Origin of the sequence: Polymorphobacter sp. PAMC 29334, assembly GCF_019431245.1 — a bacterium.
Taxonomy (GTDB): domain Bacteria; phylum Pseudomonadota; class Alphaproteobacteria; order Sphingomonadales; family Sphingomonadaceae; genus Polymorphobacter_B; species Polymorphobacter_B megasporae.
Window position 1 is genome coordinate 3,101,010 of sequence record NZ_CP080243.1, and the last position, 13,554, is coordinate 3,114,563.

At 65.8% G+C, this 13,554-nt stretch carries 14 protein-coding genes and 1 pseudogene; 8 read left to right on the top strand and 7 right to left on the bottom strand.

What is annotated here, in order from left to right; translation table 11 throughout:
- Positions 1–798 precede the first annotated feature (798 nt).
- A complete protein-coding gene (locus KZX46_RS18370; protein WP_219775183.1) occupies positions 799–1,635 on the top strand; it encodes an EamA family transporter in 837 nt (278 codons plus the stop codon).
- A gap of 43 nt (positions 1,636–1,678) precedes the next feature.
- Here KZX46_RS18370 and KZX46_RS18375 read toward each other — a convergent pair whose 3' ends face one another.
- Positions 1,679–2,074, bottom strand: a complete 396-nt coding sequence (locus tag KZX46_RS18375; protein ID WP_216709951.1) for a DoxX family protein — start codon at positions 2,072–2,074, stop codon at positions 1,679–1,681.
- A gap of 88 nt (positions 2,075–2,162) precedes the next feature.
- Between KZX46_RS18375 and KZX46_RS18380 the strand changes: the two genes are divergently transcribed.
- A complete protein-coding gene (locus KZX46_RS18380) occupies positions 2,163–2,348 on the top strand; it encodes a hypothetical protein (RefSeq protein ID WP_219775184.1) in 186 nt (61 codons plus the stop codon).
- Between the two features lie 96 nt (positions 2,349–2,444).
- Here KZX46_RS18380 and KZX46_RS18385 read toward each other — a convergent pair whose 3' ends face one another.
- From KZX46_RS18385 to metZ, 4 genes are all read right to left on the bottom strand, one after another.
- On the bottom strand, positions 2,445–4,091 hold the full coding sequence (locus tag KZX46_RS18385) for an inorganic phosphate transporter (RefSeq protein WP_219775185.1): 1,647 nt from the start codon (positions 4,089–4,091) through the stop codon (positions 2,445–2,447).
- A 69-nt stretch (positions 4,092–4,160) separates the two neighbouring features.
- Positions 4,161–4,949 (bottom strand): LysR family transcriptional regulator, encoded by a 789-nt coding sequence (locus tag KZX46_RS18390; protein ID WP_219775186.1) that lies wholly within the window; start codon positions 4,947–4,949, stop codon positions 4,161–4,163.
- Between the two features lie 16 nt (positions 4,950–4,965).
- Complete coding sequence (gene apaG, locus KZX46_RS18395; RefSeq protein WP_216709956.1) at positions 4,966–5,370, bottom strand: Co2+/Mg2+ efflux protein ApaG; 405 nt, start codon at positions 5,368–5,370, stop codon at positions 4,966–4,968.
- Positions 5,367–6,572 carry an O-succinylhomoserine sulfhydrylase gene (gene metZ, locus KZX46_RS18400; RefSeq protein ID WP_219775187.1) on the bottom strand — a complete coding sequence of 402 codons (1,206 nt, stop codon included), beginning with the start codon at positions 6,570–6,572 and terminating at the stop codon, positions 5,367–5,369. Before metZ ends, apaG begins: the two co-directional genes overlap by 4 nt.
- A 154-nt stretch (positions 6,573–6,726) precedes the next feature.
- Here metZ and KZX46_RS18405 point away from each other — a divergent pair, with 154 nt between their 5' ends.
- The 4 genes from KZX46_RS18405 to KZX46_RS18420 all read left to right on the top strand — a co-directional run bounded on the left by KZX46_RS18405 (position 6,727) and on the right by KZX46_RS18420 (position 10,782).
- The gene (locus tag KZX46_RS18405) at positions 6,727–8,148 is read left to right on the top strand and encodes a hypothetical protein (RefSeq protein ID WP_219775188.1); all 1,422 of its coding nucleotides are present in this window, start codon (positions 6,727–6,729) and stop codon (positions 8,146–8,148) included.
- Positions 8,145–9,311, top strand: coding sequence for a glycosyltransferase family 2 protein (locus KZX46_RS18410; protein WP_219775189.1), 1,167 nt, complete (start codon positions 8,145–8,147; stop codon positions 9,309–9,311). The genes KZX46_RS18405 and KZX46_RS18410 overlap by 4 nt, the downstream gene beginning before the upstream one ends.
- A gap of 85 nt (positions 9,312–9,396) precedes the next feature.
- Complete coding sequence (locus KZX46_RS18415) at positions 9,397–10,263, top strand: ABC transporter substrate-binding protein (RefSeq protein WP_219775190.1); 867 nt, start codon at positions 9,397–9,399, stop codon at positions 10,261–10,263.
- Positions 10,264–10,317: 54 nt separating this feature from the next.
- Complete coding sequence (locus KZX46_RS18420) at positions 10,318–10,782, top strand: MarR family winged helix-turn-helix transcriptional regulator (RefSeq protein ID WP_219775191.1); 465 nt, start codon at positions 10,318–10,320, stop codon at positions 10,780–10,782.
- A 71-nt stretch (positions 10,783–10,853) separates the two neighbouring features.
- On the opposite strand, the gene KZX46_RS18425 is transcribed toward KZX46_RS18420, so the two are convergent.
- The gene (locus tag KZX46_RS18425) at positions 10,854–11,876 is read right to left on the bottom strand and encodes a serine hydrolase (protein WP_219775192.1); all 1,023 of its coding nucleotides are present in this window, start codon (positions 11,874–11,876) and stop codon (positions 10,854–10,856) included.
- Between the two features lie 11 nt (positions 11,877–11,887).
- A complete protein-coding gene (locus tag KZX46_RS18430; protein ID WP_219775193.1) occupies positions 11,888–12,709 on the bottom strand; it encodes an AraC family transcriptional regulator in 822 nt (273 codons plus the stop codon).
- 289 nt (positions 12,710–12,998) lie between these two features.
- Here KZX46_RS18430 and KZX46_RS18435 point away from each other — a divergent pair, with 289 nt between their 5' ends.
- Together KZX46_RS18435 and KZX46_RS23030 are read left to right on the top strand one after the other, a co-directional pair.
- Positions 12,999–13,205 carry a molybdopterin-binding protein gene (locus KZX46_RS18435; protein WP_219775194.1) on the top strand — a complete coding sequence of 69 codons (207 nt, stop codon included), beginning with the start codon at positions 12,999–13,001 and terminating at the stop codon, positions 13,203–13,205.
- A 63-nt stretch (positions 13,206–13,268) separates the two neighbouring features.
- Positions 13,269–13,516, top strand: a pseudogene (locus KZX46_RS23030) (winged helix-turn-helix domain-containing protein); the annotation flags it as partial.
- Between the last annotated feature and the right edge of the window lie 38 nt (positions 13,517–13,554).

The following is a 13,554-nucleotide window of genomic DNA, read 5'->3' on the forward strand; positions in this document are numbered from 1 at the left end:
TCTCGTGGTGATCCATTGCGCCCCTTTCTGGGCGGAAGGTTACACAAGTCCGCGGAACGACCGGGTTTTCGCCCTGGAAACGTCGGTCCCAACTTACTCTCGTCATCCCCGCGCAGGCGGGACCCAGCACCACGGAGCGTCGGGCTGATGGGCCCCCGGCCTGCGCGGGAATGATGGTTTGGGGTGGAGCGCGATGCTGCGCGGCGGAAGTCCACGGGCCAGCGAGTCGCTGTTTGCGGGGACGTTCACACGGCAGCGAGTCGCTGTATGATGGGCAGGTCGGGGTGCGAAAGGTTACATAAGTCCACACAACGACCGGGTTTTTAGCCCCGAAATCGTCAGAGGGACTGACGGTTTGGGGTGGAGTGCAGCGCTGCACGGCGGAAGTCCACTAAGTCCACACGAGCGAGGCAGTTCGCTGCCTCCCCTTCCGTTGCCCTTCGGGCGGCCTTCGGCTCAGGGGGAGGGGCGAGAGACGCGCCGCTTGGCGTGGCCTGAGGGTGGGGCCTTCTCGGGCGGATAGCGCACGGCGACTCCCCCGCCCCCGACCGCTCTAAAGTGGAGAGACGGGAGAAGATCGCGACCAACAATGAGAAAGAACACGACGCACGACTCGACCAGGAGACATACGCCAGTCGCGTGGGTGTAGGACAGCGCGAACACCTGCAGGGAGACGCGCGAACTTTGCCAAGCCCCATGACGGTGAAGGCTGTTTGCGCCCGGTTACAGTCCTAGCGCGAACCAGAATTGCCGTCGCAGCGGCAGACATTCGCGCGGTGCCCGTCTAGCATTTGCCCGATGGACATATCGGTCTTCGCAATCGTCATCTTCGCTGCGGCGCTCCATGCGACGTGGAACGCGATCGTGAAGGGTGGCAGCGACACGCTTCTGACAACGGTGCTCGTGACCGGAGCCGCGGCGTTGCTGGCAACCGTCTGCCTGCCGTTCCTCACGGCTCCAGCGCGCGAGAGCTGGCCGTTCATCGCGGCCTCCGCGGTGTTCCAAATCGTCTATTTCGTGCTCGTGGCGCGCGCCTACCATCTCGCGGACATGAGCTTGACTTATCCGCTGATGCGCGGGACGGCTCCGCTGTTGGTTGCCCTGGCGAGTGTGATCTGGCTCAGCGAGCCGCTGTCAGCCTCCGCTTGGCTTGGTCTGGGCGTTATCTGCGCAGGCATCTTGAGCATGGCGGGCGCGATCCCGCGCGGCGCGAACAAGGCCGGCATCGTCCTCGCCCTCGGCAACGCCGTCGTCATCGCCGGATATACGCTGATCGATGGCGCCGGTGTCCGCCGGTCACACGCACCGGCAGCCTATACACTCTGGATATTCCTGTTGAGCGGCACCGCTTTGTCGGCTTGGGCGCTGGCGCGGTCACGCCGGTCCTTCGGGGGCTATGTTGGGCGCAACTGGCACCTCGGACTGATCGGGGGAGCCGGCACGGTCGGCTCATACGGTCTTGCCTTATGGGCGATGACGGTCGCGCCCATTGCCGTGGTCGCGGCGCTCAGGGAGACCTCGATCCTGTTCGGCACCGCGATATCCGCACTATTGCTCCACGAGCGGGTTGGTCGCGCGCGGATCGTAGGTGTCGGCATCATCGCCACCGGGGCAATTCTGCTCCGCCTTGCATGACCGAAGCAGATCGCGACAACAGTTCGGCGACCGTTCCCTCCGCCTACCGTCGACGCCCACCGTCGACGCTCAACGCCCCCGGCCCGGCGACCGCCAGATACAGGAAGATGAAGCAGAACAGGATTGCGGGCTCGCCGTGGTTGATCGCGGGGAATGGGCTCGACGGGGCGTGCGCCATGAAATAGGCGACCGCCATCTGCCCGGCGAGGAGGAACGCCACCGGGCGGGTCAACAGGCCGAGCAGGATCAGGCCGCCGCCGATGAATTCGAGCACCCCGGCGACGCCGAACAGTCCCATCAGCGGAACCTTGCCGGGGGCGGCACCAGGGGGGAAGCCGAACAGCTTGATCGCGCCGTGTTCGATGTAGAGCAACGCCGTCATGATCCGCAGTGCCGCGAGCATCATCGGTGCGTACGCGTTCGTTCCTCGTGCTGCCATTGCCGATGTCCCTCGTTGCCGTTGATCGACACTAGCGTACGACAACGGACCGGGATAGGGTCGGAGCCGTAACGATCGGGATCGGTCAATGTCGGTGGGGCGTCCGGTCGGCGCAGAGTGGGGATTCTGGGCGGTGTCGCTTATCGACGCGGCTTTCTGCTTCGCATTGATCTTCGCCAGCGACCGTGGTCAGGACGCCGCCGGCAAGGGGCTGCAGAGCGGCATCGGTGGCATCGCGCTGATCGCCGTCGTCGTGCTCGCCGCGCTTTACTAACCCGTGCGGTCGAGCTTCGTTCGTGTGCCGGTCTTCGTCATCGCACTGCTTCCGGCGATGTTGGCGATCTGGCGGGCGACGCTCGACTGAGCAGCGCTACTTCATCCCCATCGTGTGAACGATGCCGAGGAATACCCAGTACAGCACCCCGGCGATCGCCATTGCGGCGGGGAGCGTCGTGACCCACGCGAGTGCGATGTTGCGGACGGTCGACGCCTGCAACCCGGCCCCGTCGGCGACCATCGTCCCCGCGACGCCGCTCGACAGGATGTGGGTCGTCGACACCGGCATTCCCTTGAACTGGGCGAGCAGGATCGTCGATGCCGCCATTAGTTCGGCCGCCGCGCCCATGCCGTAGGTCAAATGCGTCTTGCCGATCTTCTCGCCGACGGTGACGACGATCCGCTTCCAGCCGATCATCGTGCCGAGGCCGAGCGCGAGCGCGACGGTGATCTTGACCCACGGCGGGATGAAGCGCGTGCCGGTCTCGAGCAGCTTCTGGTAGTCCTTCAGCGTCTTGTCGCCGCCGTTCGGGAAGGCCTGCTTGGCTTTGTCCTCGTCCTTGGTCATCAGCCGCAGCGTGTCATAGACGACGTACATCTCGTTGCGCAGGTTCTTGGTCGCCGCTGCCGGGACGTGCTTGATCGAGCCGTAGTTCTTGAGGTCGGCGGTGATCTGCGACGAGGTCGCGTCGAGCGCGGCGAAGACCTTGGGATCGTCGGTCTTCTTGGTCCGCAGCGCATCGCGCAGGGTTTCGTTCGCCTGGTCGGGAGCGATCGTGATGCCGCCGGACTTGGTATGAAACACGGTCTGCGCGGCGGCGGCGGCCTGGACGAACTGCGGGGTCGAGGCGTCTGGCATCGTCCGATTCAGCGCGTACGCGGTCGGGGCGACGCCGATTAAGATGAGCATGATCAGCCCCATACCCTTCTGCCCGTCGTTGCCGCCGTGCGCGAAAGACACCGCGGTGCAGGTGAAGATCAGCAGCGCGCGAATGCCCTTCGGCGGCGGCGCGTCACCCTTGGGCTCGGCGTAGAGCTGGGGGTCGGGGACGACCTTCTTCATCAGCTTGAGCAGCAGATACGATCCGACGAAACCGATCACCGGGCTGACGAGAAGCGCGAGCAGGACGTTGGTGGCTTGGCTCCATTCGACGCCCGAGGTCCCGCCCGGTCCGGCGAGCAACTGGTTGGCGAGGCCGACGCCGAGGATCGAGCCGATCAGCGCGTGGCTCGACGAGTTCGGCAGGCCGAACCACCACGTCCCGAGGTTCCACGTTACCGCCGCGAGCAACAGCGCGAAGATCATCGCGTACCCGCCCGCGCTGCCGACGTTGAGGATCAGGTCGACCGGGAGCAGGGTAATGACGGTATAGGCGACCGCGCCGGTCGAGGTCATCACGCCGACGAAGTTCCAGCAGCCCGACCAGATGACCGCGAAGACCGGTTTCAGCGAGTGGGTGTAGATCACCGTCGCGACCGCGTTGGCGGTATCATGGAAGCCGTTGACGAATTCGAAGCCGAGCGCGATCACCAGCGCGAGTCCGAGGAAGGCGAACGCGCCGAGCGCGAGCGTCTCGCCGACCTGCTGCGTATCGATGAAGATGCTGTACCCGGCGAAGGCGAGGCCGGCGACGAGGACGAGGAGGAAGCCGATCACCCCGACGGGGTGAACCTTGTGGTCCATCGCCACCCGCGCCGCGTGGGGCTCATCGTGCGTCGTTGCCGTTGCCGTCGTTGCCATCGCCGGAGCTCCCTCGAGTCGCGGCACTGTGGCTGGCAAAGATTACAGTGAGATGACGGCGTTAATCATTTAGCGCGTCAGCGCCTCGACGAGCGCGCGGACCTTCGCCTGCCGCCACTGCGGGGTCGGGGCGACGAGCCAGTAGCCAGCGAGCGCGGGTTCGGGATCGCCGAGCGCGACGACGCCGGTGTTCGCGGCAGCAAGCAGGACCGGGACGCGCGCGACGCCGAACCCCGCCACCGCCGCGTCGATCGCCAGCCCGGCGTCGGCGACGGTCAGCGCGAAGCTGCCGCCCGTCGGCCATCCCGCGCCCGGGTGATCGATCCGCCGCTCGGGGTCGGCATCGGGCACGCCGACGACGACCATCGCCGCGTCGCCGAGCTGCTTGCCGTGGAGGCCCTCGACGTCGGGAACCGGGCCGAAGGTGACCGCGAGGTCGAGGTTCGCCTGGGTGAAGTCGACCCCGTCGTCGGCGGCGGTGACGACGAAGCGCACGTCGTGATCGCGCGCATAAGCGGCGAGGCGCGGCGTCAGCCAGCGCGCGGTGAAGTCGCGCGGCGCGGCGAGCGTCAGCACCTTCGACCCCTGCGCGTCCTGGAGGATGCGGACCGACTCCTCGAATTCGAGGAACCCTGCGCGCAGCGCCGGCAGCGCCCGCTCGGCCTCGGGAGTCAGTTCGAGGTTGCGCGTCATCCGCTTGAACAGGACGGTGCCGAGCACATCCTCCAGCGCGCGAACCTGCTGCCCGACTGCCGCCGGGGTCACCGCCAGCTCGTCGGCCGCCTTGGTGAACGACAAATGCCGCGCGGCGGCGTCGAACACACGAAGGGCGTTGAGCGGAAGATGGGTCCGCTTCACCGGGCCGGGACCGTGATCAATTCAACACCCGGTCGGGATCGGGCTGGTCGAGCGAGAACAATGGGATCGCGACCTCGAACAGCGTCTCGCGGGTCGCCATCGCATAAGTCCCGACCATTGTGCCGTGCGGCGTCGGCAGCGGGCAACCGCTGACATAATCGTACGATCCGCCCGGTGCGATGATCGGCTGGTCGCCGACGACGCCCTCGCCGCGGACTTCCTCGACACGCCCGCGACCGTCGGTGATGATCCAGTGGCGGGCTAGGAGCTGGACGTCCTCCTCGGTCTCGTTCTCGATGCGAACGTGGTAGCTCCACGCATATTCGCTCGCTTCCGGGTCGGACTGTTCGTCGAGGTAGCGCGGGGCGACGCGGACCGTCACGCCCGCTGTCGTCGCGGCGTAGGGGAAGAACGCCTTCACAGCCCGGCCCTCGTCAACGCCTGGTCGAGATCGGCGATGATATCACGCGGGTCCTCGAGTCCGACCGACAGCCGCAGCATGCCCTCGGTGATCCCCATCTCCTCGCGGATCGGTGCGGCGACGCTGGCGTGGGTGGTCGACGCCGGATGGGTCATCAACGTCCGCGAGTCACCGAGGTTGTTCGAAATGTCGATCAGTTCGAGCGCGTCGAGCAGCGCGTGCGCCTGGACCCGGTCAGCGACGAACAGCGCGATGATCGTCCCGCCGCCCGACATCTGGCGCATTGCGAGATCGTGCTGCGGGTGGCTGGCGAGCCCGGGGTAGAGCAATTTCGGTACGCGATGTTCGAGCGCGGTGGCGACGGCGGTGGCGTTTTCGACCGCGCGGCGGACGCGCAGGTCGATCGTCTCCAGCGACTTGAGGACGACCCACGCATTGAACGCGCTGAGCACCGGGCCGGTGTGCCGCGCCATCGCCAGATAGACGTCGTTGATCCACTGCGCCGAGCCGAGCACCGCCCCCGCAAGGACCCGCCCCTGCCCGTCCATGTGCTTCGTCGCCGAATGCGCGACGACGTCGGCGCCCATCAGGAATGGCCGCTGCAGCACCGGCGAGGCGAAGGCGTTGTCGACCACGACCAGCGCGCCGGCGTCGTGGCCGATGTCGGCGACGGCGGCGATATCGACGATGTCGAGCGTCGGGTTCGCCGGGGTTTCGAGGAAGAACGCCCTGGTGTTCGGCTTCCGCGCCTTCGCCCACGCATCGTTGTCGCGCCCGTCGACGATCGTCGTCTCGATGCCGAAGCGCGGCAGGATCGTATCGACGAGCACGCGACACGAGCCGAACAACGCGCGGCCCGCCACCAGGTGATCGCCCGCCGACAGATGGCTGAGCAATGCGGTCGACATCGCCGCCATGCCGCTTGCGGTGACGCGACACGCCTCCGCGCCTTCGAGCAGGCACAGGCGTTCCTCCAACATCGCGTTCGTCGGGTTCTGCAGCCGCGAATAGGTCATGCCGGGCTCTTCGCCGCGGAAGCGCGCCGCCGCCTGCCCCGCGCTGTCATAGGCATAGCCCGAGGTGAGAAAGATCGCCTCCGACGTCTCGCCATATTCGGACCGCGCGGTGCCGCCGCGAACGGCCTGCGTCGCGGGGTGCCAAGTGGCGGTGACCGCCCGATCCTGTCCGGTGAAGCGTTTCATGGGCGTCGGCTTAGCGGTCGGGGCTTGGCCGCGTCAACGCGCCGTCCCCTCCATCGGGCGGAGGAACGCGAATCCGCGCGCGGCCCGGACCCGGATCGGGGTTCATCGCTTTAAACCGTCGCGGGGGATTTCAATGCGGAAAGCGTAAGCCGACGTGTCAGCCCCTCGAACCGACAGTCGATATTGGTCGCGGTGGCACACCGGGGGGGCGCTCATCCTCGCGGCGTGCCTAGCCGTGCCGGTGCTGACGATTCCGCGACACATCCCGCTGACCTACAACGAAGGCTGGAACGGTTACTTTGCCGCGCGGGCGATGGCCCCGGCGATCGGGCCGCTGTACCCGGCGGCGGGTGAGTTGATCAGCAATAATTATCCGCCGCTGTCTTTCTATCTGATCGGCGCGGCGGGGCAACTTGCGGGCGATCCGATCGTCGCCGGGCGGGTCGTCGCATTGCTCGCCTTGCTCGTGAGCGGCGCGCTCGTCGCGGTGATCGTCCGGCAGCTCGGCGGCCGGCCCGCCTGGGCGGCGGCGGCGGGCTTGATCCTCGTCGCGTATGTCGTGATCTTCGCTGGCCAGTATGTGGCGACGAACGATCCGCAGTGGCTCGCACACGCGGTGATGCTCGGCGGGGTGGCGATGCTGCTCGCGAGCCTGCGTCCGCTGCGCGTTCCCGGGATCGCGGCGGCGGCGGCGCTGGTCGTCGCGGCGCTGTTCATCAAGCACAACCTTCTTGCCTTGCCCGCAGCGGCGACGCTGTGGCTGGCGGCGACCGACCGGCGCGCGGCGCTGATCTGGTGCGCCTGCGGAGCCGGTGCCGCGATCATTGCGGCAGCTATCGCTTACACCCTGTTCGGCGACGCGCTGGTCGACAGCGTTCTCCATCACGGCCGGGTCTATGACGTTACGCGGGTGGTCAAGTCGTCTTGGTCGACCGCGCTGATGATGCCGCTGCTCGGCGTCGCGCTGCTGATCCGCTGGCGGCGCAATACCGCGCTCGCCCTACTGTTCGTCGCGATCGCGCTGCCGTTCGGGCTGGCCCAGCGCGGCGGTGAAGGCGTCAGCTACAACGCGCAGTTCGAGGCACTGATCGCGCTGTCGATCGCCGCCGGGCTGGCGCTGTCGGAGACGCGCCGGACCGGCGTCGCGCTCGCCGCGGCGTTGCTGCCGGTGACGATCATGCTGCCTTTCTATGCGATTGCGCAGAAGACCGCGCTCGACACCCTCGGTGCGCGGACCGCTGCGTGGGGGGCAATCGAGACGCAGATCGCGGCGACGCCCGGGCCGGTCGCTTGCGAATTGCTCGCCGCCTGCTTCTGGGCAGGGAAACCATTCGCGTGGGACTTCTTCAACGAAGGCCAGCGTGTCCGGCTCGGCGCGCCGCTCGCCCCGCTCGCGAGCCGGATCGCCAGCCACGGCTTTGGCGCGATCGTCCTGACCCGCCATCCCGATTTCTTGTCGAGCGATGGCGAACGCCTGCCGCAACCGCTGCCGCGGCTGATCGACGCTGAATATGCCCCCGTCGCGACCGCGCCCGACGACACCGCGTTGCTGCTTCCCCGGAGTAAATCTCGATGACGCTTCATTCGCTCACGACTCAGCGGCAGACGACGCGGCCGTCCCCCGACCTCGGGTCACCGCTCGCGCTCGCGGTGATCGTGCCGACGCTGAACGAGGCGGGCAATATCGCGGCGATGGTCGCCGGGCTCGATCGCGCGCTCGACGGGCTGGCGTGGGAAGCGATCTTCGTCGACGACGATTCGACCGACGGCACCGCCGCTTTGCTCCGCCAGATCGGCGCGTACGACCGCCGCATCCGCGTCATCCAGCGGCTCGGACGGCGCGGCCTGGCCTCGGCAGTGACCGAGGGCGTGCTTGCCACCGCCGCGCCGGTAATCGCGGTAATTGACGGCGACATGCAGCACGACGAGGCGCTGCTCCCCAAGATGTATGAGGCGGTGACCGGCGACGACGGCGGCGGCGGTTGCGACCTCGCGATCGGCAGTCGCTACGTCGACGGCGGCGCGGCATCGGGCTTCACCGGCGTCCGCGAGCTGATCAGCCGCACCGCGACGCGGGTGACCAACGCGACGCTCCGGACGACGATCGCCGACCCGATGAGCGGTTTCTTCGCCGCTCGCCACGACGCGTTCATGGCGAGCGCGCCACACCTGTCGAATATCGGCTTCAAGATCCTGATGGACGTCGTCGCGTCGAGCCCCGCGCCGCTGGCAATCCGGGAGATCCCCTATACCTTCCGCCCGCGCCACGCCGGCACGAGCAAGCTCGACCCACGTGTCGCGCACGAATTCTTCGTCCTGCTCCTCGAGAAGATGCTCGGCCGCTATGTGCCGGTGCGCTTCCTCATGTTCGCCGGGGCCGGGCTTTTCGGACTGGCGATCAACCTGATGGTGATCGGGAGCCTGTTCCGTCACGCGGGCATCTCGTTCGCGGTCGCGCTGCCGGCGGGCGTGATCGCGGCGATGGCGTTCAACTATTTCCTCGCCAACACGCTGACGTATCGCGACCTTCGGCTGCGCGGGGCAGCGTTCCTGCGCGGCTTCGTCGGCTATGCCGCGGTGTGCGCACCCGGCGCGATCGGCAACATCTTCGTCAGTACGCTGCTGTTCCGCGATGGCTCGACATGGTGGGTCGCGGCGCTCGCCGGAGCGGTGATCGCGGTGACATGGACCTATGCCGCGACGCTGCTGCTCACCGCAAAGCGCCGCCGCCCCGTTTGAACAGGTGAAATTCTGTCTTGCTATGATCATAACATTATGATCATAGCATAACAGCCGCGAGAGCTGGCTGGACAGGAGACGACCCATGACGTTTCGCATTCACACCCACGGCCGGCTGCAGGAATGGATCGCCGACGCCAATGGCTATTTCGCTGATGCCGGCCTGACCGACTACACGCTCGGGCAGGTCGAAGTTGCCAGCTTCGATGCCTCGACACAGGACGATCCGTCGGGCGCCTACCAGACCTATGAAAAGGGCCGCGACGCGAGCATCAGCTGCGCGTGTCACTGGACGGTCAACATGGCCGCGTCGAACGCGCATGGCCGGTTGTGGGGCGACGCCTATTCGGTCTCGCCGTGCGGCATCTTCGTCCCCGCCGATTCCGCGATCCGCACGCTCGGCGACCTTGCCGGCGTGACCATCGATGTCGGGTATCAGTCGGGCAGCCACTATGCCACGATCCAGGCGCTCGAAACCGCGATTGCGCCCGATCGGATCAAGCTCAACTTCGCCGGGTCGCCCGACCAGCGGCTCGCCCGGCTCGACCGCGGCGAGGCTGCCGCGTCGACCTTGTTCGGCATCCAGCTCTACATCGCCGAGCAATTGGGCTTTCGCAAGATCGCCGACACCAGCTTCATGATCATCGGCCTGGTGCCCGACGGGGTCGATGCGGATGACGTGAGGAAATACTATGCAGCGCTGCGTCGTGCCCAGCACGATATCGACCTGCATCATCAGCAATACGCGCATTTCTATTTGAATGAAGTGCCCGCGATCTACCACGACCGCATCAACGTCGGCGCCTTCGGTCCGGGCGAACGGATCGTCTTCGAGACTTATTCGCCGGCGATGTACGACAAGACCCACCAGTGGGTCGAAGACCGGGCAATCTTCGACGACGCGAAGATCGGGCAGGCAAGTTATGCGGCGGCCGCGCTCAACGCCGGGTGACGCCGCCGCCCAGGACTGGACAAGCCGCGATGCCCTGATCAAGGAGGGACGATCATGGCGTCGACCAGACGATCACAGATAGGCAAAGGCAACGACGCGACGGCGGTCGGCGTCGAGCGCTATGTCGGCCACCTGCTGCGGCGCGCTTATGCCGTGGCTCGTAAGAATTCCTCGGCGGCGCTCGCCGACCTCGGCGACCTGTCGCCGGTCCAGGCAACGGCGCTGATTACGTTGGCAAGCGGCGCGCTGACCCAGGCCGAGCTGGGCCGGCAAATCGGGATGGAATCCGCCAACACGCATACGCTGATCAAGCGGATGGTCGCCGCGGGGCTCGTCGCAACGCGCCCCGATCCAGCCAACCGGCGACTGCTGCTGGTCGACCCGACCGCCGCCGGGCAGGTGATGACGAGCAAGGTGGAGGCGAGGCTCGCGGGTTCGACCGAGCAAACGCTCGCACCGCTTACAGCCAGCGAGCAGGCCGTGTTGATCGACATGCTACTGCGGATCATCGCCGACTGAGCACCCGATTAGAAGGGCGGTGCCTGCACACGGGATCGGCTTACCCAGACCGGATATAAACCAGGCGCTCGCTAAGGTCGGTCAGCTGAGAGGACGGCCCTCAGGATCGATTCTGAACGCCGCTGTCCATACGCATGGCCGTAGGCGCTCGATGTGATGGCAACAACCATATTGCGGCTCGGAACGACGTAAATCTTGTTGCCGCCGTTACCCGACGCGAAAGATACCGCGACGGGCTTGCCATCGATCTGTTGAACCTTCGAATACCAGAAATAGCCATAGCCGTCGGCATACGGGTCGCTGGCGAAGATCGCGATTTTGGGCGCGAGCGCGTCGCGTATCCGACCCGCACTTATTATCCGGTGCCCTCGGTACCGACCTTCTCCTCGCACCATCTCCCCGATCGCGGCGAAATCGCGGAGCGTGAGAGACAGGTTTCCCTGGCCTTTCGTATAACCGGCAGCATCCGATGCCCATTGCCACCGATGGATGCCCAGCGGATCGAACAACGATGTGCGGGCAAATTCAGCCATCGACCGACCGGTTGCTTTCGCTACTATGACGCCGGCAGTATAGGCGGTGAGCGAGTTGTAGCTATATTGCGTCCCAGGCGGCTCGGCCCGTGGAACCGAACGCAGAAACAATAGTGGATCCGACGCCGCATCGAGTTTGTCTTCGTTGCCCGGCGATGTGGGATCCGCATCGAAAGCGGCGAGGCCGGACCGCATCGTCAGGACATCCCTCAGGGCAACGTCGCCGATCGCACTGCCCTCGGCTTCTGGCCAATAGGTTGCGACCGTGTCGTCCACGCTACGTATCTTACCTCGGTCGATCGCTATTCCGACGAGGAGGGACGTGACGCTCTTTCCGGCGGAGCGAATGTCGTGGATGTCGGTCGCTGTCTCGCCATTGTAGTAGCGCTCCGCGATCACTCGTCCATGGCAAAGCACCACGACCCCGCGCAGGTCAGGATGTTCGTCATGATCGAAGGCCGCAAGGGCCTGAGTGATAGCGTGATCGAGTTGCGGTACAGGGGCAGCCGCGCACAGCCCGATAGCGCCGATCGCAAGGCTGGCGAATTTGAAAGGTCTCACTGGCTGTATTCCTAAAGGGATGCAGCGGGCTCCTGACGCATGCTCTCCTCCGCGTCTTGTATCGGCGCAACATACCGCATTTTTCGCCACCGGGCTGGCGTCGTGTCGAGACGAGATCGAAACGTCCGGTTTAGATGTGCCTGATCGACATAGCCTGTCGACTGCGCCACGGCAGCAAGCGAGGCGATGCCCTTTCCAAGCATGGCTGCGGCACGTTCCATTCTGTGGCCGCGCAGATAATCACCGGGTGAACAGCCGAGAAAACGTCGGAACACGCGGGCGAGATGGACCGGATGAACGCCGGCGTCGGATGCGACCGCAGCGACCGAAAGATCAGGATCGTCGCTGGTAAAGATCATCTCGACGGCACGATTAAGCCAGCCCGGCGGGCGTCCGGCAGCGCGCGGCTCATCGGATGAGAGCGGCAAGACGAAACCGCGAAGCTGTAGGGCGCGCGCCTCCAGCCTGAACGGCGTCATTAAGTCGATGTCTTGCGCGATGCTGTGGGCAAGTCGGTAGGCATAGGGCTCGCGCATGCAAAGCGCCGCCGCGTCGCCGCCCGTCCCGCCGGATATGGCGAGAAATCGACCTCTTCCGCCATGAAACCGATCCTGATGCGTCGTGCCGGGCGGATTGTAGATCAGCACCGGCGTATCGGACACCAGCGGGGCGCCAACGGCCGACGACATATATCCGCCGGCGAGGACAAGGACGAAATGCGCCTCGTCGTGGCTATGCCGTCTAACCTCCTCTTCGGGAGCGTTCGCGTTCAGCAGATGGAAACTGTACCCCCCCGCCTCACGCGCCTTCGGGCCGCTCCCCCAGAAATCCATCCTCGCTCGTCTGAGCACCATCTGCGTTTGCACCAACTACGATCGATCCGCCTCGCAAAGCGCTCTTAGAGCCGAAAAGCGGCTTTCGTCGACTAGGCGCAAAAATTCGTCGGGATTGCAGGCCAACGTACGGTTTGCGGCCAATGGGGTGCGGCCTGTCGACACGAAATGGCCGGTAGCCGCCTAACAGTTTCGGATACCGTCGCCGGAAGCATAGTGCCGTCGTTGCGGCAGCAACGGCTCCTTCTCGACAGGAAGTGATGATATAGGCGCACCAGAGGAGACCAACATGAAGATCAGTGCGCGCAATCAGATCAGGGGCAGGATCGTCTCGGTGACACCGGGCGCGGTCAATGCCACGGTCAAGATCGACATCGGCGGCGGGAACGTCGTCACCTCGAGCATCACCGAGGAAGCCGTCGCCGACCTCGGCCTCGCCGAAGGCGATGACGTCACCGTGATCGTCAAGGCCAGCGACGTCCTGATCGGCAAGTAAGTGGTTCCCCGGGTTGGCGCGTTGAAGCTCAAACCGCAGCTGATCTGCGGCAGCGAGCGCGCCATGGGACCGGGCAAGGCCGACCTGCTCGACGCCATATCGGCGCACGGCTCGATCTCCGCCGCCGGCCGGGCGCTTGGTATGAGCTATCGCTACACGTGGCTTCAGGTCGACGGGATGAACCGGTGTTTCGACAAGGAGCTGGTCGACGTGACGGCCGGCGGGCGCGGCGCGGCGCTGTTGTAACCGATCATGGCAGGCCCGTATTGGCGGCCTATCGCGAACTCCAATTGGCGTTGTTAAAGACCGCGCGCGCTCATGCCGGGTTCGCGCAATTCGAGATGATGCA